General features: G+C 46.6%; 15 protein-coding genes and 4 tRNA genes. 14 read left to right on the forward strand and 5 right to left on the reverse strand.

Going from position 1 to position 18,805, the window contains the following annotated elements:
• Positions 1-209: 209 nt before the first annotated feature.
• Both dnaE and trxA read left to right on the forward strand, forming a co-directional pair.
• Positions 210-4,739: a DNA polymerase III subunit alpha gene (gene dnaE / locus ACZIX4_RS11290; protein ID WP_463335746.1), complete on the forward strand. Its 4,530-nt coding sequence runs from the start codon at positions 210-212 to the stop codon at positions 4,737-4,739.
• Positions 4,740-4,857: 118 nt separating this feature from the next.
• Complete coding sequence (gene trxA / locus ACZIX4_RS11295; RefSeq protein ID WP_411404946.1) at positions 4,858-5,178, forward strand: thioredoxin; 321 nt, start codon at positions 4,858-4,860, stop codon at positions 5,176-5,178.
• 234 nt (positions 5,179-5,412) lie between these two features.
• On the opposite strand, the gene ACZIX4_RS11300 is transcribed toward trxA, so the two are convergent.
• Positions 5,413-5,769: a winged helix-turn-helix transcriptional regulator gene (locus ACZIX4_RS11300; RefSeq protein WP_463335747.1), complete on the reverse strand. Its 357-nt coding sequence runs from the start codon at positions 5,767-5,769 to the stop codon at positions 5,413-5,415.
• 187 nt (positions 5,770-5,956) lie between these two features.
• On the opposite strand from ACZIX4_RS11300, the gene ACZIX4_RS11305 reads away from it, so the two are divergent.
• The 6 genes from ACZIX4_RS11305 to ACZIX4_RS11330 all read left to right on the forward strand — a co-directional run bounded on the left by ACZIX4_RS11305 (position 5,957) and on the right by ACZIX4_RS11330 (position 10,222).
• Positions 5,957-7,015 (forward strand): NADH:flavin oxidoreductase, encoded by a 1,059-nt coding sequence (locus ACZIX4_RS11305; protein WP_463335748.1) that lies wholly within the window; start codon positions 5,957-5,959, stop codon positions 7,013-7,015.
• Between the two features lie 105 nt (positions 7,016-7,120).
• Positions 7,121-8,047, forward strand: coding sequence for a DUF58 domain-containing protein (locus ACZIX4_RS11310; protein WP_463335749.1), 927 nt, complete (start codon positions 7,121-7,123; stop codon positions 8,045-8,047).
• A 121-nt stretch (positions 8,048-8,168) separates the two neighbouring features.
• A tRNA-Asp gene (locus tag ACZIX4_RS11315) sits at positions 8,169-8,245 on the forward strand.
• Between the two features lie 241 nt (positions 8,246-8,486).
• Positions 8,487-9,068 carry an LOG family protein gene (locus ACZIX4_RS11320; protein WP_463335750.1) on the forward strand — a complete coding sequence of 194 codons (582 nt, stop codon included), beginning with the start codon at positions 8,487-8,489 and terminating at the stop codon, positions 9,066-9,068.
• Positions 9,069-9,294: 226 nt separating this feature from the next.
• The gene (locus ACZIX4_RS11325; protein ID WP_463335751.1) at positions 9,295-9,855 is read left to right on the forward strand and encodes a hypothetical protein; all 561 of its coding nucleotides are present in this window, start codon (positions 9,295-9,297) and stop codon (positions 9,853-9,855) included.
• Between the two features lie 13 nt (positions 9,856-9,868).
• Positions 9,869-10,222 (forward strand): DUF4180 domain-containing protein, encoded by a 354-nt coding sequence (locus ACZIX4_RS11330; protein WP_463335752.1) that lies wholly within the window; start codon positions 9,869-9,871, stop codon positions 10,220-10,222.
• A 49-nt stretch (positions 10,223-10,271) separates the two neighbouring features.
• Here the strand turns inward: ACZIX4_RS11330 and ACZIX4_RS11335 are convergent.
• The 4 genes from ACZIX4_RS11335 to mutS all read right to left on the reverse strand — a co-directional run bounded on the left by ACZIX4_RS11335 (position 10,272) and on the right by mutS (position 13,496).
• A tRNA-Gly gene (locus ACZIX4_RS11335) sits at positions 10,272-10,344 on the reverse strand.
• Positions 10,345-10,376: 32 nt separating this feature from the next.
• Positions 10,377-10,462: transfer RNA gene (locus ACZIX4_RS11340), tRNA-Leu, on the reverse strand.
• 22 nt (positions 10,463-10,484) lie between these two features.
• Positions 10,485-10,557, reverse strand: a tRNA-Gly gene (locus tag ACZIX4_RS11345).
• Between the two features lie 371 nt (positions 10,558-10,928).
• The gene (mutS, locus tag ACZIX4_RS11350; RefSeq protein ID WP_463335753.1) at positions 10,929-13,496 is read right to left on the reverse strand and encodes a DNA mismatch repair protein MutS; all 2,568 of its coding nucleotides are present in this window, start codon (positions 13,494-13,496) and stop codon (positions 10,929-10,931) included.
• Between the two features lie 261 nt (positions 13,497-13,757).
• Between mutS and ACZIX4_RS11355 the strand changes: the two genes are divergently transcribed.
• The 6 genes from ACZIX4_RS11355 (at position 13,758) to ACZIX4_RS11380 (ending at position 18,787) form a co-directional block, all read left to right on the forward strand.
• Positions 13,758-14,156, forward strand: coding sequence for a hypothetical protein (locus tag ACZIX4_RS11355; protein ID WP_463335754.1), 399 nt, complete (start codon positions 13,758-13,760; stop codon positions 14,154-14,156).
• A 121-nt stretch (positions 14,157-14,277) separates the two neighbouring features.
• Positions 14,278-14,733 carry a hypothetical protein gene (locus tag ACZIX4_RS11360; RefSeq protein WP_463335755.1) on the forward strand — a complete coding sequence of 152 codons (456 nt, stop codon included), beginning with the start codon at positions 14,278-14,280 and terminating at the stop codon, positions 14,731-14,733.
• A 156-nt stretch (positions 14,734-14,889) separates the two neighbouring features.
• The gene (locus ACZIX4_RS11365; protein ID WP_463335756.1) at positions 14,890-15,336 is read left to right on the forward strand and encodes a hypothetical protein; all 447 of its coding nucleotides are present in this window, start codon (positions 14,890-14,892) and stop codon (positions 15,334-15,336) included.
• A 381-nt stretch (positions 15,337-15,717) separates the two neighbouring features.
• Positions 15,718-16,257: an RNA methyltransferase gene (locus ACZIX4_RS11370; protein WP_463335757.1), complete on the forward strand. Its 540-nt coding sequence runs from the start codon at positions 15,718-15,720 to the stop codon at positions 16,255-16,257.
• 82 nt (positions 16,258-16,339) lie between these two features.
• On the forward strand, positions 16,340-18,403 hold the full coding sequence (locus tag ACZIX4_RS11375; protein ID WP_463335758.1) for an Ig-like domain-containing protein: 2,064 nt from the start codon (positions 16,340-16,342) through the stop codon (positions 18,401-18,403).
• A 12-nt stretch (positions 18,404-18,415) separates the two neighbouring features.
• A complete protein-coding gene (locus ACZIX4_RS11380) occupies positions 18,416-18,787 on the forward strand; it encodes a cupin domain-containing protein (protein WP_463335759.1) in 372 nt (123 codons plus the stop codon).
• Positions 18,788-18,805: the final 18 nt, after the last annotated feature.

An 18,805-nucleotide genomic window follows, 5' to 3' on the forward strand; every position in this document is an offset into this window, starting at 1 on the left:
GCCCCTAACGGGGCTATTGAAATGTTTCGAACACTTATGATCTGTAATCCGTGCCATCGCCGTAGAGACGTTGCACTGCAACGTCTCTACGTATGCCCGGACAAATTAACAAATACACGCATCCACAAATCCGCCAAAAAACCTATTTTTGTAGAAGGGCGGTTTTTACTTCCCCACTTCGTTAACGACCTAAAAATCCAATAGTTGCTATGTACCTGATTTTCGACACGGAAACAACCGGATTACCAAAACGCTGGGATGCTCCCATTACCGATACCGACAACTGGCCGCGCTGTATACAAATTGCGTGGCAGCTGCACGATGATATGGGCCAGATCATAGAACACCAGGACTACCTTATCCGCCCCGACGGGTTCAACATACCCTATGATGCTGAACGTATTCACGGCATCAGTACCGACCTTGCCCTGGAGCAGGGTATACCGCTTACCGATGTGCTGGGTAAGTTTAACGAAGCACTGTCTAAGGCTTCGTTTATCGTAGGCCAGAATGTTGGTTTCGACGTGAACATCATGGGCTCGGAGTTTTACCGCTACGGCGTGGAAACCCGCATGGGCAGCATGAAGGTGCTGGATACCTGTACCGAAATCACTGCTGATTTACTAAAACTGCCGGGCGGGCGTGGCGGGCGCTACAAGCTGCCTACGCTAACCGAGCTTCATCAATATTTATTTGACCAGCCGTTTGCCGAAGCCCACAACGCTACTGCCGACGTGGAGGCTACCACCCGCTGTTTCCTGGAGCTCCTGAAGCGTGATATTTTTACTGCCGAGGAGCTTGATGTGCATCCGGGCTATTTTAAAGAATTCCGCGCCAAACATCCTGAGCCGATACAGCTTATCGGGCTGAAGCACATCAACCTTAAGAAGGCGAGTGAAGAAGTTCGCCAGCGCCTTGAAAAATTACAGTCGGCTAAGGGTACGGAAACCGCAGCCCCGGCTGAGATGGTGGATATTAGCAATGTACAGTACGTGCATTTGCATAACCACACACAGTTTTCGGTACTTCAGTCTACCATAAGTGTTCCTGATCTTGTTAAGGCTGCTGCCAAACACAAGATGCCTGCCGTGGCCATGACCGACCATGGTAACATGATGGGGGCATTCCACTTTGTGAGCAATGTTATGAATCATAACAAAGCGGCAGAAGCCAAAAACAAAGCCGCCATAGAAGCAGGCGAGGAACCTACCGAAGTGCTGATGAAGCCCATTGTAGGTTGTGAGTTCTTTATTTGCGAAGACCATAAAGACAAGAGCCGTAAGGACAACGGTTACCAGGTGGTGCTTTTGGCAAAGAACAAAAACGGCTACCATAACCTGGCCAAGATGGCTTCCATAGCGTATACTGCCGGTTTCTATTACGTGCCGCGTATTGATAAAAAGGTAGTGGAGCAGTACAAGGAAGACATCATGGTGTTGTCGGGGAACCTGTACGGGGAAATACCGAACAAGGTGCTGAACATTGGTGAAAACCAGGCAGAAGAAGCGTTAATCTGGTGGAAAGACCTCTTTGGCGATGATTTCTATATGGAGCTGATGCGCCACGGCCAGGAAGATGAAGACCGTGTAAATGCATCGCTTATAAAGTTGGCACGCAAGCACAACGTGAAGCTGGTTGCCACCAATAACACCTACTACGCAGATAAGGAAAACAGCCACGCGCACGACATCTTGCTGTGTGTAAAAGACGGTGAAAAACTGGCTACCCCTAAGGGACGAGGGCGCGGTTTCCGTTTTGGGTTGCCCAATACCGAATACTATTTTAAGAGTGGCGACGAAATGAAGGAGATCTTTAAAGACCTTCCCGAAGCCATTTTTAACATACAGGAAATTGTAGAAAAGGTGGAATCGTACTCGCTGTACCGTGATGTACTGCTTCCTAAATTCGAAATCCCTGAAGAATACCAGGTTGCCGAAGACGAACAGGACGGCGGTAAACGCGGGGAGAACAAATACCTGCGGTTCCTTACCTACCGTGGTGCCGAAATACGCTACGGCGAAATTACCGATGACGTACGCGAGCGCCTGGATTTTGAGTTAAAGACCATAGAAAACTCGGGATATCCAGGGTACTTTCTTATTGTACAGGACTTCATTGCCGAAGCCCGGAATATGGGCGTATCGGTAGGGCCGGGCAGGGGATCGGCAGCGGGTAGTGCGGTGGCCTATTGTTTGTGGATTACAAACATCGACCCGATTAAGTATGACCTGCTTTTTGAACGTTTCCTGAACCCGGACAGGGTGTCCATGCCCGATATTGATATCGACTTTGACGACGAAGGCCGTAGCCGCGTTATGGACTACGTTATTAATAAATACGGTGCCAGCCAGGTAGCGCAGATCATTACCTACGGTACCATGGCGGCAAAATCGTCTATCCGTGATACCGCTCGTGTGCTCGATTTGCCACTCTTCGAAGCCGATAAGGTAGCCAAGCTGATACCGAACATGAAGCTGGCCAAGATATTCACCATGGACCAGAATGCCCTGCGTGGTGCGCTGCGTTCGGATGAGTTCGACCGTGTGCAGGAACTCATTGCCATGGCTAACGGTGGCGACCTTACCAGTGAAACCATCCAACAGGCAAAAGTGCTGGAGGGCTCTATGCGGAACACCGGTATACACGCCTGTGGGGTAATCATTACGCCCGACGATATTACCAATTTCGTACCCGTTTCGGTAGCGAAGGACTCGGATTTGTACGTTACCCAGTTTGATAACTCGGTGGTGGAAAGTGCCGGGTTGCTGAAGATGGACTTCCTGGGCCTGAAGACCCTTACCCTGATTAAGGACACCGTAAAGCTGGTGAAATATAAGCATAACATCGACCTGGACCCTGAGGCGTTCCCGATTGATGATGTGAAGACGTACGAACTCTTCCAGCGTGGTGAAACTGTAGGGGTGTTCCAGTACGAATCGCCCGGTATGCAAAAGTACATGAAGGACCTGAAGCCTACTGTGTTTGCTGACCTTATTGCCATGAACGCCTTGTACCGTCCGGGGCCGTTGGAATACATCCCAAGTTTCGTACGCCGTAAGAATGGCGAGGAAGAAATAAAATACGACCTTGATGCCTGTGAGGAATACCTAAAGGAAACCTATGGCATTACCGTATACCAGGAGCAGGTGATGCTACTGTCGCAAAAGCTGGCAGGCTTTACCAAGGGTGAGGCCGACGTACTGCGTAAAGCGATGGGTAAAAAGCAGAAGGACGTACTGGATAAAATGAAACCTAAGTTCGTAGCCCAAGCTGCAGAAAAAGGCCATGACGCTACCGTCCTTGAAAAGATTTGGAAAGACTGGGAAGCTTTTGCGAGTTACGCGTTTAACAAGAGCCACTCTACCTGCTATGCGTGGGTAGCCTACCAGACGGCCTACCTTAAGGCGCATTACCCAGCCGAATACATGGCGGCGGTACTGAGTAACAACATGAATGATATTAAGCAGGTTACCTTCTTTATGGAAGAATGTAAGCGTATGGGCTTAACCGTTCTTGGGCCTGATGTAAACGAATCGTACTATAAGTTTACCGTAAACGACAGTGGTGCGGTACGTTTCGGCATGGGGGCTGTAAAAGGTGTGGGCGGCGGAGCCGTGCAAACCATCGTAGACAACCGTAAAGACGGCATTTACAGGTCGATATTTGATTTGGCAAAGCGTATCGATTTGCGTTCGGCCAATAAAAAAGCCTTTGAAAACCTTGCGCTTTCGGGTGGGTTTGATTGCTTTACCGATACCCACCGTGCGCAGTATTTCCACATGGATGCGACCGATAATATTTCGTTCCTGGAAAAAGCCATGCGCTACGGTGCCAAGATGCAGGACAGTGCCAACAGCAGCCAGGTGAGCCTTTTTGGTGAAGCCAGCGAGGTACAGATACCGGAGCCTGTGGTACCGCCGTGCGAGGAGTGGAGTACCATGGAAAAACTTGCCCGTGAAAAGGATGTGGTAGGTATTTACATATCGGGCCACCCGCTGGACGACTATAAGTTCGAGATGAAGTATTTCTGTAATGCCCGCCTCGAATTCCTTAAATCGCTGGAGCCGCACGTGAACAAAAACCTGAGCTTTGGCGGTATTGTGAGTAATGTGCAGCATAAGGTGGCCAAGAACGGTAAGGGTTGGGCACTCTTTAATCTGGAAGGGTACGACGAGAGTTACGAATTTAAAATATACGGTGAGGAATACCTGAAGTTCCGCCACTTCCTGCTGAACAGTAACTTTGTCTTTATACGGGTAATGGTACGTGAGGGCTGGACGAACGCTGAAGGTAAAAAGGGTGAGCCAAGGCTGCAATACATGGTGATACAGCAATTGCAGGACGTACTGACCGCCTTTGCCAAAAAGCTCATCATACAATTTAATATCCTCGATCTGCAGGAACAGTTGGTGCAGGAATTGTTCCAGTTGTTTACAGGGAACAAGGGCGACCACCAGGTAACTTTTGAAGTAATGGAACTGGATAAAGTAAAACGTACGATTCAGGCAGCACCGGTGGCAGTAACCATGCGCGAGACTTCGGATGAGTTTGAAGATACCGGTGATGCGGGCGATGCCGGATTTGAGGAAGACATGGAAGTGCCTGCCGCTGAGGAAGAAACCGAAACCGTACAGGTTGTGACCAAGCTGAGTATGCCGAGCCGCAAGCTGAAGGTGAGGATAAGCAATGAACTGTTACAGGAACTGGACAGGTTAGAGGTCAGTTTTAAGCTGAATTAAGGGCATAGCTTTTGATTATCAGTCTATAACCAAAAGCTATTTGTTTAACGTATCTTTTAGAATGATATTTATTAACTTTGTACCTGTATTATATAATTAACGCAACGAAAAGAGAATTATGGCACAAGCAATAACAGATGCTACTTTTGAAGAAGTAGTATTGAAATCAGAACAACCGGTACTTGTAGACTTTTGGGCAGCATGGTGTGGCCCATGCCGTATGGTAGGCCCTATCATCGAGCAAATAGGCGAAGAGTATGCCGGTAAAGCAGTTGTTGGTAAAGTAGACGTAGACGCTAACCAGGAATTTGCTGCAAAATACGGTATCCGTAACATCCCTACCGTGCTTATTTTCCAAAATGGAGAAGTAGTAGGCCGCCAGGTGGGTGTTGCACCAAAAGATACGTATACAAAAGCTATCGACGCGCTACTTTCTTAATTAAAGGACGTAACGCCCTGCATACAAAATCCCGCCATGGCGGGATTTTGTATTTTATGAGTTTTCCATTTTGAGCGAAACGCAGTGGAGTCGAGAAATCTCGCGATTTGTGGAATTGGAAAGATGTACTTAAAAATTTTTCTCTTTAGAGATTTCTCCATTCCGCTACGCTCCAGTCGAAATGGAAGGACACTAAACTTTGCGGCTCTGCGGCTTTGCGAGAAAAATCCAATATTAAACCGTCGCTTCCATTTCGGGGTGGTTTTCCTTTTCATGGTTATAATAGGTATTGTCCCACTTTACCAGGTCAATCATTATAGGTATTAGCGCGCAGCCCTTTTCGGTAAGGCTGTATTCCACTCTTGGCGGCAGTTCCTTAAATTCCTCACGGAACAGTACTTCGTCGGCTTCCAGCTCCTTCAGGGTGTCGGTCAGCACCTTTTTAGAGATGCTGCCAATGGACGCATGCAGCTGCCCGAAACGTGCGGTACGTTCGCGAAGTGCATAGATGATTATGGGTTTCCATTTACTGCCCAGTATGCTCATGGAACGGTGCATGGGGCAGTCGCTGTATTTAAAGGCCTTGCTCATAATTATTGTAATTTCAATGGTTACAATTTGGTTACCACTTTAAATTATTATTAGTTACAAAAGTAAACTATTTAGGTTTACCTTTGCTTTGCAATGAGAAAAAGTTGTTTTTATGGTAGAAGTAGCACAGAGATTCTGTGCATTTCCGTGAAATAAAAATTACAACCCAAAACATTAATTATAAACTATGAGTTTAGAAACGCTTTTCAGCCCGTTTACCTATAAAGGGCTGCACCTAAAAAACCGTTTTGTAATGGCGCCCATGACTCGCGCTTTTGCTACAGACGGTATACCGAACCAAAACATGGCCGATTATTATACCCGCCGTGCGGCAGCAGGCGTAGGCCTTATCCTTACCGAGGGTACGGTGATAGACCGTCCTGCTTCCAAAAACCTTAAGGACATCCCGGATTTCCATGGTGATGCGGCTTTGGCACAATGGAAGCATGTAGCTGAATCGGTACACGCAGCAGGAGGGAAGATTGCCCCGCAGATTTGGCATGTGGGCAATACGCCGTACGGTTGGCAGCCACCGGGTCCGTTTGAAAGCCCGGAGACCATGACTGCCGAAGATATAGACGCCACGATTAAAGCATTTGCGAAAGCAGCCAGGAATGCTAAGGATGCCGGTTTTGATGCACTGGAAATACATGGGGCACACGGTTACCTTATCGACCAGTTCTTTTGGCAGGGCACCAATACCCGTACCGATGACTTTGGTGGAAGCACCATTAAAGAGCGCGGCCGTTTTGGTGTTGCGGTTGTAAAAGCCATCCGTGAGGCGGTAGGACCTGATTTTGTAATTATCATCCGCCTGTCGCAATGGAAGCAGCAGGACTATACCGTGAAACTTGCCCATACGCCTGAGGAACTTGAAAACTGGGTGCTGCCGTTGGCAGAAGCAGGTGTGGATATTTTCCATGCGTCGCAACGCAGGTATTGGGAGCCGGAGTTTGAGGGGAGCGACCTTAACTTTGCCGGGTGGATTAAAAAAGTAACCGGGCAACCAACCATCACTGTAGGTTCTGTGGGGCTTTCGGGCGATTTTATGGGAGCATTCCAGGGGCAGGGCTCAGATGCTACGAATATAGACGAACTGGTGCGCCGTTATGAACGCGGCGATTTCGACCTGGTGGCTGTGGGTCGCTCGCTGCTGCACGACCCTGAGTGGGTGCAAAAGGTACAGGCGGGGCATTTTAGCAGCCTTAAAGCTTTTGATGCCGCCAGCCTGAAGACTTTATATTAATACTGAATAAATACCGTTATAACTCCCGTAGCACCGCTGTGGGAGTTTTTAATTTGGCATAAGCCGAAACTTTTGCAGTGGCAAATAATCGCTATATTTGAAGATATGAAGTTAGATGCACAATTAGAGAAAATATCCGCCTTTTCGCACCTGGAGCTTTTGGCTAACCAGATTGTGGAAGGGTTTATTTCGGGCATGCACAAGAGCCCGTTCCACGGTTTTTCGTCGGAATTTGCCGAGCACAAGGTGTACAACGCCGGCGAGAGCACCAAAAATATCGACTGGAAGCTGTATGCGCGCACCGACAGGTTGTACAGCAAGCGCTATGAGGAGGAAACCAACCTGCGCTGCCACCTGATTATAGATAATTCGAGCAGTATGCACTACCCGAAACTGAAGGACGGGCAGCTGTTTTACGAAAATAAGATAGGATTTTCGGTACTTGCTTCGGCAGTGCTTATGGACTTATTGAAGCGCCAACGTGATGCTGTAGGGCTTAGCGTATACAGCGACGCCTACGAATACTATGCGCCCGAAAAGGGTAGTGGCAGGCACCACCGCATGCTGCTGGATAAGCTGGAAGGGCTACTTGCGGCACCATCGGCTGCCAAGCCTACCGATACTACCACCTTTTTGCACCAGATAGCGCAGAAGATGCACCGCCGCAGCATGATTATTTTATTTACCGATATGTTTCAGCCGGGGGAAACCGAGGCGCTGTTTAATGCGCTGCAACACCTGAAGCACGATAAACATAAGGTGGTGCTGTTTCATGTAATTGATAAAAAAACAGAGTTCAGCTTTGATTTTGACAACACACCGCGCAAGTTTATTGACATAGAAACGGGCGAGGAGGTGAACCTTTTTGCAGAAAATGTGCGCGACGAATACGAAAAAAGGGTAGAAGCCTACTTTAAGCAGGTGGCGGAAACCTGCATGCAGTACCGTATTAAGTACGTTCCGGTGTCGGTAGATGAGAAATTTGAAAAAATCTTAACCACCTACCTTGTTGAGAAACAAAAGTTTGGATAAATGCTGAAAAAATTATCGAAAAATTATTTTCAAAACACTTGCAGATATCAAAAACAGCCGTATATTTGCACTCGTAATAATGAAACAAACAACGACAAGTTGTCTAATCATTAAGAACGCTGGTTTGGTAGTTCAGTTGGTTAGAATACGTGCCTGTCACGCACGGGGTCGCGGGTTCGAGTCCCGTCCAGACCGCCAGTTTTTTTAAAAAAGCCCTGCTTTAAGCGGGGCTTTTTGCGCCGAAATATAGCCGCCTTTTTTAAGGAGGCTGAACGATAGTTGTGTTGTTTATGTCACGCCTTTGGCGTGATAGGTTTAGTAGTTAGACCAATGAAAAGCTTTCCATTTATTTGGAGGGCTTTTTTATTTTTGTGCCCTTCACGGCTAAAGAGCAATAAGAATTGTTGAAGTAAATTTATAAATTGAAAAAATGATGATTATGAAACGGTTTTCTGTTTTTTGTGGTTCCAGCTTTGGGACAGATGAAGTTTTTGAAGAACAAGCCTATCTGTTAGGCCGGGCATTAGCCGAAAATGCTATCGGGCTTGTGTATGGGGGTGCCAATGTAGGCCTCATGGGGGCGGTTGCAGATGGCGCGCTTAGTGCCGGCGGGGAAGTAATAGGTGTGTTGCCTCATTTTCTGCAACAAAAAGAAATTGCACATACCGGATTGTCTGAATTGGTTTTGGTGGAATCAATGCACGAGAGGAAAATCAAAATGAATGATTTGTGTGATGGTGTTATTGCGCTTCCCGGCGGATTTGGGACTATGGAAGAGTTTTTTGAAATGCTTACCTGGGCACAATTGGGGTTGCATAAAAAACCTGTTGCAATTTTAAATATTAATGGTTTTTACAACGACCTGATAACTTTTATAGACGCGATGGTTGCTAAAGGCTTCCTGAAGCAGGCAAACAGGGATATGCTTATTGTTAGCAGCGAAATTGATGAGCTGTTGCAATTAATGGGTAATTATGCAGCTCCTGAGGTTGGTAAATGGATAGATAAAGAAACTACTTAACAGGGTGCGTTGAGTAGTTGGATGAAATAAGCCTGCTTATAGGGTGAATGAAAAGCCTTCCTTAACCGGAAGGCTTTTTTGTTTTTGTGCTAATCCTAGTCTTTCTTGTGGGTGCTTGGAGAAATAATTTCCTGCGGTTGGAATTATATTAAGGTAAGTGTCTGAATTTGATTAAATTTGGATTAAAGTCTTCAAAATAATTAGTGCCGTTTAATTCCTGTATATTATGAAAAACTTCCTGGTTTTACTTTTCACCATACCCGGCCTGTTCGTTTTTTGCAGTAGACATAAAATTTCACACAGATATGCTTTTGAGCAAAAGGCTGTTGGGTTTGATTTTGATGGATTCGTCAGGGAAATAAAGAAGAGTCCTAATTTTAACCCGAATGGAAAATATACGCTGATAAAAGCCCATCAAAAAGATAAAGGTAGGAGTTTAATCGAATTCCAGTGCGAGGACGGTACCTGTATAAAGAAATATATCTGTGTTTTAGAAGGTAATACAGCGAAGTATATTATAGAGGTGTACAGCGAGTGCGATGCTGAACTGTCATATGCTGTATATGAAAGGCTTTATGATTATCGGCTGGGTGCCGACCTGAAGTTATCCGTGCATAAAAGCGTAAAGCATGCTACGAATAAAAGCCTGATTGATAAAAATGGTTACCTTAAAAACGGGGTTACGCTTGAAGAAGAGGCTGCGATGGCGAAGACAGATACTACTACCATAACCTATAACCTGAATGTACTGTCGGGTTTAAAAAAATATCCTGAAATTAATAAGTGATTTTTATAAAACAATGCAAATTATACCCCAAACCATATCGGGCCTGAAGTTTGCCGAAATACGTTCTGAAACAATTGTTGTTTCCGGGGTAGAAGACGCTACCGGATTAATGGGTAGCCTTTACTATGACGGATATGAAGGTTTGGTTCTGTATGAGGAAAACATCACTCCCGATTTTTTCGACCTTAAAACAAAAATAGCGGGGGAAGTACTCCAGAAGTTTTCTAATTACCGCATGCGGCTTGTTGTTATAGGTGATTTCAGTAAATACACTAGTAAGAGCCTGGGCGATTTTATATTTGAGAGTAATAAAGGTGGGTTGGTAAATTTTTACCCTTCGCTGGCCTGGCTCCAAAATATGAGGTGAAGTTTTAGAATAAAAAAAACCTCTGCAATGCAAAGGTTTTGAATTTCAGAGCGAAAAACGGGATTCGAACCCGCGACCTCCACCTTGGCAAGGTGGCGCTCTACCAACTGAGCTATTTTCGCAGTAAAAAGGCTATTACAGCCCTGATATTTTGTACTCAAGGCGGGACTTGAACCCGCACGGGCATTACTGCCCACTGGATTTTAAGTCCAGCGTGTCTACCAATTCCACCACTCAAGCATAATAGGTAGTAAACTATTAGAGCGAAAAACGGGATTCGAACCCGCGACCTCCACCTTGGCAAGGTGGCGCTCTACCAACTGAGCTATTTTCGCAGTATGTCAATGTCCCGCAAGCGGTGTCATTATTACGGCTGCAAATATACAATGGTTTTTTATACCTGCAAGTGTTTTTTAGGGAAATTTTCCGCTACTGCCCGTAAGCCGCGGTAACGTTCTGATAACGTTTTTCTTAAAAAGAAAGTTTTTTGTGGTGTCATTCCGAGGAACGAAGCAATCTCATCGTTGCAGGTTACTATATTAGCTTCCTTGTGAGATTGCCGCACTCCGCTGCGCTGCATTCGCACCCGAGGGCATGGCCCGAATTGACGAAGTAATGACAGTACGTGAAAAAAGGAAACGGAAAATCCACGTATCAACACATCCACACCCATCGAATAACCAAATAACCGTATCACCGCATAACCCTACTTGCTGATCATCCTCTTCAGTTCGTTCAGTTTCATCAATGCCTCTACCGGGGTAAGGGTGTTGATGTCCAGGTTCATTATTTCCTCTTTTATTTCTTCCAAAAGCGGGTCGTCCAGGTTAAAGAAGCTTAGCTGTAGTTCGTCTTTAGCGGCGGCTTTTCCGGTTGCCAGTGCTTCGCTGCTGTGGTCTTTCTCCAGCTTTTTAAGGAGCTTCTGTGCCTTCTGTATTACCGTTTGCGGCATACCCGCCATTTTGGCTACGTGTATACCGAAACTGTGCGCACTGCCGCCCTTTACCAGCTTACGGATAAACAGCACGTTGTCTTTCAGCTCCTTTACGCTTACGTTAAAGTTTTGTATACGCTCAAAGATGTCCTGCATCTCGTTCAGCTCGTGGTAGTGCGTAGCGTATAGCGTCTTAGGCTTGGCCGGGTGTTCGTGGATAAACTCGGCTATCGCCCATGCTATGCTGATACCGTCATACGTGCTGGTACCACGGCCTATTTCGTCAAGGAGGATAAGGCTGCGGTCGCTCAGGTTGTTCAGGATGCTGGCAGTTTCGTTCATCTCCACCATAAAGGTCGATTCGCCCATACTGATGTTGTCGCTGGCGCCTACGCGGGTAAAGATCTTGTCTACAATACCCATACGCGCGCTGTCGGCAGGTACAAAACTGCCCATTTGTGCAAGCAGGACAATCAGTGCTGTTTGGCGTAGTATAGCCGATTTACCCGACATATTCGGCCCCGTTATCATGATTACCTGCTGTGCGGCGCGGTCCAGGTACACATCGTTAGTAATGTACGGCGTACCTACGGGCAACTGTTTTTCGATAACCGGGTGGCGGCCTTCTTTAATTTCCAGCTCGTGGCTGTCGTCTATTTCGGGCTGCACGTAGTTGTTGTCTATGGCCAGCTGGGCAAAACCGCTAAGGCAGTCTACCTGCGCTATAAGCCCGGCATTAAGCTGCACCGGCTTTATGTAGGTGCCTATCCATACTATGAGTTGCTCAAAAAGTTGGCTTTCCAGCGCGTGTATCTTTTCTTCGGCACCCAGTATCTTGGTTTCGTATTCTTTCAGTTCTTCGGTAATATAACGCTCGGCATTCACGAGGGTCTGCTTGCGGATCCAGTCCGTTGGCACTTTATCTTTATGCGTGTTCCTTACCTCTATATAATACCCGAACACGTTGTTAAACGAAATCTTCAGCGAACTGATGCCGGTTTTTTCGCTTTCCCTACGTTCTATGCCTTCCAAAAATTCCTTTCCGCTAAAGGCAATGCTGCGTAACTCGTCCAGTTCCGGGTGGATTCCGGTGGCTATGGCATTGCCCTTGTTTATGGCTACGGGTGCATCGGGGTTCAGGGTGGTTTTTATCTTTTCGCGCAGCAGCTCGCAGGCGTGCAGGCTGTCGCCAATGGCCTTCAGGGCGTCGTTATCGCTTTCCAGTGCCAATTGTTTTACCGGTACAATCGCGTCAAGCGATTCCTTCAGGTAAATCACCTCGCGTGGCGAAATTTTGCCGGTGGCGACTTTAGAGATAAGACGCTCAAGGTCGCTAATTTGTTTTATCTGTGTTTGAAATTGTGCCAGTACCTCGCGGTTGTTTTTCAGATAGGCCACTACTTCATGGCGGGCACGTACCTTATTGGCATCCTTAAGCGGCAGGGCAAGCCAGCGCTTTAAAAGGCGGCTGCCCATAGGGCTCAGGGTGCGGTCTATCACATCCAGCAGGGTTACTGCGTTCTGGTTGGTGCTGTGGTGCAGCTCCAGGTTGCGCATGGTAAAGCGGTCCATCCATACGTAAGCATCTTCGGCTATACGTTGTATGTTGGTTATGTGCTGTACCCTGTTGTGCTGGGTTTCGCCCAGGTAATACAGCACCGCGCCACTGGCTATGACGCCCTCGGGCAGTTCTTCTATGCCAAAACCCTTTAGCGAGTTGGTGCCGAAATGGGCGGTAAGGCTGTCAAAGGCGTAGTCTTCCTTGTATACCCAGTCTTCCAGGTAAAAGGTATGGTGGTTTTCGCCAAAGGCTTCCTTAAAGGTGTTCTTCTCATTTTTGGCAGTAAGTACCTCGCTCGGGCTGAAGTTTTGCAGCAGTTTGTCGATGTACTCTTCATTGCCCTGCGCGCATAAAAATTCGCCGGTAGACACATCCAGGAACGATACCCCAATAGTTTTCCTGCCAAAGTACACCGAAGCAAGGAAGTTGTTCTGCTTGCTGTGCAGTACCTCGTCGTTTAGTGCCACGCCTGGGGTCACCAGTTCGGTAACGCCGCGTTTCACTATGGTCTTGGTCATTTTTGGGTCTTCCAGCTGGTCGCATATCGCCACACGTAGCCCGGCCTTTACCAGCTTTGGCAAATACGTATTCAGAGAGTGGTGCGGAAAGCCTGCAAGGGCGGTTTCGCTTTCGCTGCCGTTGCCGCGCTTGGTAAGGGTAATGCCAAGGATACCCGCAGCACGTATAGCATCGTGGCCAAAGGTTTCGTAAAAATCGCCCACGCGAAACAGCAGGCAGGCATCAGGGTATTTGGCCTTAATGCTGTTGTATTGCTTCATTAACGGGGTTTCTTTTGCGGTTTTTTCTTTAGACGCTGCCAATGTATTTGCTGTTTAAATGAGTATTGGGCGAAATTAGTCAAAATTTGGCAATAGGGGCAGCAGCAGATTTCACGAGTTTTCACAAATCGGTTGTTGATAAGGGTAATGCACAGCTTGGTTATAAATTTCAGGCAGTTGCGTAATTCCTGTAGTGCCAAAATATTTGCCAAACAGCCGCGTTTATAGTACATTGCAATAACAAATCAATACCATTTAACCATGAGAAAAATCGCACTACTACTCCTTGGCCTTGTTGCCTTAAGCGGCTTTGCCCAGGAAAAGACCCAAGCCACTACTAACCAGCCGGCAAAACCTTTGGCAGAGAAATATACTGCCCAAATGGGTGATATGATAATCCTTACGTTTAAACAAAAGGAAGTGATAAAAGCGCTGTATGAAGAACATTTTACAAAATACCCGCAAACAGATACCAATGTACAGGCAACACCTGAAGAAAGGCAGGCAAACGCACAGGAGGTGAAAAAAGAAAACGCCGAATTTGACGCCAAACTGAAAGGTGTGCTTACGGCAGAACAGTTTGAAAAATGGCAGTACATACGCCGGCATCCACTTGCGGCAGGGCTTAAGGCCGGTGCAGAAAAGGGTAAAAAAGGATAGGATAGCTTTTACTGTCCGGATTTCCCTTTAGCGAAATTTAAGGATTGGGGCCAAAAATAGTTGTGCCCCGCATTTGTTTAAGTTTTATATTGCATCACGAAATTATTTTAAAGACATATTTATGAAAAAGATTGCACTACTGCTTATTGCACTTGTTTCACTTTCGGGTTTTGCCCAGGAAAAGCTTGAAGCTGCCAAAGATGAGACTGCTAAAAAAGATATGCCACTCAAAAAAGTACAAAGGGCTACCCCTGAGAAAAAGGCAAAAGACCTTACTGCTAAACTGGGATTAACACCGGAGCAGGAGGCAAAGGTAAAAGTGATTTTTGAGGAAAGTGATAAAAAGCGCCTTGCTAATACTCAGCCATCACAGAAAGAGCGCAGGCTGGAAACACCTGAAGAAAGAAAAGAAAAGATAGAAAAGATGAAAGCCGAGCGTGCTGAATTTGATGCTGAAATGAAAAAGGTGCTTACGCCTGAACAGTATGAAAAATGGAAGCAGAAAAGTACGCCGCTTGTAAAAGAGCCTGCAAAAGCAGAAGGCGCCCCTAGTTTACAGGAAAACAAGAAACTGTAAGTCAGTACCTGATTTACACTAAAAAGCCACGCTTACAGCGTGGCTTTTTTTATGTCTGTTTACCTGCACTTTTATCGGGTTTACCTCAAAGCTTTTTGAGCCATTAGTTAGCCATGTACATTTACAACAGTAACACAAAACCAAAAGTTTTCGTAAATGAAAAGATTTATAATTGCCGCAGCCCTTATGGTTTCGGTTGCAGGTTTTGCCCAGCAAAAGCCTGAAAGGAAGAAAGACGCAGATACTAAAAAAACAGAAAGACCTACGGCTGACCAAAGGACAAAAGACCTGACCAAGGAGCTTAATCTGGATAAAGCCCAACAGGCAAAGGTGAAGGCGCTTTTTGAAGAAGAAGAGAAAAACCGACCGGAGCCGCCGAAAGACGGTGAAAAGAAAAAGCCTGAAGGTGAAAAACCACAGCAGCCGAAAGAAAAAGGCGGCGACAAACCGCAGGGTGGCCCTGGTGATATGGATAAGAAAATGAAAGAAATCCTTACGGCTGACCAATACAAGAAATGGCAGGAGTCGCACAAGGCCGAACAGAGCAAAGGCGGCAAAGAAAAACCTGAGGGCAAAAAGCCAAAGGGTAAAAAAACCGAGTAGTGTTCCTAAACTGCAACTACATATAACTGGGAATGGCCGTGCTGAAAAGCGCGGCTTTCTTTTTTTTGCAGACAGAAGAATGGCATGTTTGAGGGGGTGTTTTTTTTACCACAAGGAACACGAAGTTTTTTCACGAGGTACACAAGGATAATCCCATATTTTTTTGCGGATAAAGATTCAATCCCGATAAATCGGGATTAAGAACACAAGGTTATGCGAACCAGCCTTGTGTTCTTTGTTGCTTGAAACAAGCGTTTATTTATATAGCCTTGTGTACCTCGTGAAAAAACTTCGTGTCCCTTGTGGTAAAATTTTAAGGATGGTCGTAAGACGTTGGTTAAAATATAAACACGTGCTGTATCTTTACCAAAAAAAATACGCATGAGGAAACTGGCAAACAGCGAGCTGGACCGCAAGAATACCGAAGAGTTTAAAGGGGCGGATAAAACCCCAATTATTATAGTGCTCGATGACATCCGCAGCCTGCATAATATAGGTTCGGTATTCCGTACGGCTGATGCTTTTTTGCTTGAAAAAATATACCTGTGCGGCATTACCGCCACCCCTCCCAATAAGGAAATACACAAAACGGCACTGGGTGCTACCGATACCGTAGCCTGGGAGTATGAAAAAGACGTAACCGTTGTTGTTACAAAACTACAACAACAGGGCGTAAAGGTGTTTGCGGCAGAGCAGGTGGAAAGCGCCGTAATGTTACAGGATTTTGCCCCGGTGGAGGGTGAAAGATATGCCTTAGTGTTTGGTAATGAGGTGAAAGGCGTTTCTCAGGAAGCGGTAAACCTGTGCGACGGCGTTATAGAAATACCACAACTGGGCACTAAACATTCCCTCAACATTTCGGTAAGTGCAGGTATCGTGGTTTGGGACATATTCAGCAAGATACATTACCCTAAAAATTAATAATGCCGTAAAAATTATTTTATATTTTTACGGAATGAAGATTTCTCCAACGTTATATTTGCTGGTTTGTATAATTTTTGGCTTGGCAGGCCCCATTGCGCATGCCCAGGCCGACCAGCCGCCGGTGGTTACCGCAGGGGGTAACCAGGTGTATTGCCCCGGTACTCCCATTCCGGTGGTTACTTCCTTTAGTATTAGCGACCCCGATCCGGGCGATACCACTGCACTTGCAGTATACATACAAATATCTTCGGGCTATAACAGCGGGTATGACAGCCTTACGCTGAGCACACCGGTTACAGATGTTACCACCACGTGGGATAGCGCCGCCGGTAAGCTTACCATTAAAGGAGCAAGCAACCAGCAGTTGCCCTTTGCCACACTGGAACAGGCGGTGCAAAATGTGGTTTTTAATTCGACCAATGCCAATGCATCGGGTACCCGTACCTTTTCCATCAGTATAGGTGAGGCCAACTACCTTCCGTCTACCGGGCATTATTACCGTTATGTACCCAACCTTAACATCAGTTGGACGGCTGCCAAAGCCGCTGCCGAGGCTACTACTTATTACGGTTTGCAAGGCTATCTTGCCACGCTTTTGGCACAGGACGAGGCCCAGTTGTGCGGCGAACAGGCTGCAGGTACCGGGTGGATAGGCGGTTCTGATGCAGAAACCGAAGGGGTTTGGAAATGGGTTACCGGCCCTGAGGCGGGGACTGTATTTTGGAACGGTGTGGTAAATGGCACTACGCCAAACTTTGCCTTTTGGAACAATAACGAGCCGAATAATCAGAATAATGAAGACTATGCCCATATCACTGCCCCCGAGGTAGGTATACCGGGTGCCTGGAACGACTTGGCCAATAACGGTGATGTTTCGGGCAGCTACCAGCCGAAAGGATATATAGTAGAGTACGGCGGTATGCCCGGCGACCCGGTGCTGAACATTGCTGCCAGTACTGCTATAAGCATATACAAAATAACCTCGCATACTGATTCGCCTGCTTTATGCGGCAGCGGTAGCGTTACGCTACAGGCACAAAGCGATGGTGGCACGGTGTACTGGTATACCGATGCTACAGGAGGAAGCTCCATAGCTACAGGCAATAGCTATACCACTCCTGTTATATCAGGCCCTGCTACATATTATGCTTCGGCATATGATGATACCTGTGCAACGGCGCAGCGTGTGGCGGTGCAGGCTAACGTAACCGAAATACCTACTGTAACTGCGGTAAATGCTACCGTAAACCAATGTGAAGGCAGTAATGTAATGATTGAGGTTACAACCACCGGTGGTATAGTATATTGGTATGACAGCCCTACGGCTACAGTACCTTTGGCCTCAGGTGTTACTTATACGGTGCCGGTGCTTACTACCGATACTACTTATTATGCCGAAGCCAATAACAATGGCTGTGTTTCGGCGGGAAGGGTTGCAGTAGATGTTATTGTAGTACCCACTTTGCATGTACAGGATTCCAGCGGTTTTGTGAGGTACTTTTGTGAAGGTACATCGGTAACATTGGATTTTGCTAACACAGATGTTGTGTCGTACCTGTGGTCTACCGGGGAAACAAGCCCGTCTATAGAAGTAGATGAAGAAGGTACCTATACGGCTGAGGTATATAACAGCTATGGGTGTGGTGTGCAATTAATCTATAACGTACACGAACTTACCGCTCCGGTCATTGAAGATGTGTGGGTGGAAAACGATAAAATAGTAGTAGTAATGCAGGACGGCCAGCCGGGTAACTACCACTACTCAGTAGACGGAGGTAATTACCAGGCATCAAATACGTTTTATAACATTTCACAGGGCAGCCACCTGGTTATGGCACAATCCATAAACGGGTGCGGAGAGTATCCTTATATTGTATACGTAGACCTGATACCAAAATATTTCAGCCCTAACGGCGATTATATAAACGATATCTTTACCTTAGCGGGCATGCCGGGATTAGCACAGGCCAGGGTGGATATCTTTGACCGTTATGGTAAATTGATTACCGTTCTGAACCGTAGCAACCCGTCTTGGGATGGTACCTTTAACGGTGTGCCCATGCCGGCTGCCGATTACTGGTATGTGGTAAAAACAAGCAATAATGCACCGGAAATAAGGGGGCATTTTTCACTGATACGATAAGCAAAACCAAAAGTGAGCGATACAGTACTTATAAAAGCCATAAGGCTTATGAACACGCCCGATGGCAAATGTACCTTTCAGTACGGCAGCATGGCCAATACGGTGTTTATAGAATCTACGGGCTTTTTTGCCCAAACTTACATTGAAGAATACCAAAAGGTGGCGCACCCCGCGCCCCGCAGGCAGTATGTGGTAACCATGAGCGGCAAGTTGCGCTTTACCGTAAGCAATGGCGATACTTTTGTTATAGAACCCGGTATATTACTGCTTGCCGAAGATACAGAAGGCGAAGGCCATACATGGCAGCTTATAGAGGGTGAACGCTGGGAACGCATTTACCTGGTGCTGGCCGAAGGTGCTGATGCGTATTTTATTGCGGATTGATTTTAGATTAAACCATTA

This window comes from Flavobacterium niveum (assembly GCF_055231775.1).

Bases quoted from the DNA above. Each gene is read 5' to 3' on its own strand.
- dnaE (WP_463335746.1), top strand. From the start codon at position 210: ATGTACCTGATTTTCGACACGGAAACAACCGGATTACCAAAACGCTGG.
- trxA (WP_411404946.1), top strand. From the start codon at position 4,858: ATGGCACAAGCAATAACAGATGCTACTTTTGAAGAAGTAGTATTGAAA.
- ACZIX4_RS11300 (WP_463335747.1), bottom strand. From the start codon at position 5,769: ATGAGCAAGGCCTTTAAATACAGCGACTGCCCCATGCACCGTTCCATG.
- ACZIX4_RS11305 (WP_463335748.1), top strand. From the start codon at position 5,957: ATGAGTTTAGAAACGCTTTTCAGCCCGTTTACCTATAAAGGGCTGCAC.
- ACZIX4_RS11310 (WP_463335749.1), top strand. From the start codon at position 7,121: ATGAAGTTAGATGCACAATTAGAGAAAATATCCGCCTTTTCGCACCTG.
- ACZIX4_RS11320 (WP_463335750.1), top strand. From the start codon at position 8,487: ATGAAACGGTTTTCTGTTTTTTGTGGTTCCAGCTTTGGGACAGATGAA.
- ACZIX4_RS11325 (WP_463335751.1), top strand. From the start codon at position 9,295: ATGAAAAACTTCCTGGTTTTACTTTTCACCATACCCGGCCTGTTCGTT.
- ACZIX4_RS11330 (WP_463335752.1), top strand. From the start codon at position 9,869: ATGCAAATTATACCCCAAACCATATCGGGCCTGAAGTTTGCCGAAATA.
- mutS (WP_463335753.1), bottom strand. From the start codon at position 13,496: ATGAAGCAATACAACAGCATTAAGGCCAAATACCCTGATGCCTGCCTG.
- ACZIX4_RS11355 (WP_463335754.1), top strand. From the start codon at position 13,758: ATGAGAAAAATCGCACTACTACTCCTTGGCCTTGTTGCCTTAAGCGGC.
- ACZIX4_RS11360 (WP_463335755.1), top strand. From the start codon at position 14,278: ATGAAAAAGATTGCACTACTGCTTATTGCACTTGTTTCACTTTCGGGT.
- ACZIX4_RS11365 (WP_463335756.1), top strand. From the start codon at position 14,890: ATGAAAAGATTTATAATTGCCGCAGCCCTTATGGTTTCGGTTGCAGGT.
- ACZIX4_RS11370 (WP_463335757.1), top strand. From the start codon at position 15,718: ATGAGGAAACTGGCAAACAGCGAGCTGGACCGCAAGAATACCGAAGAG.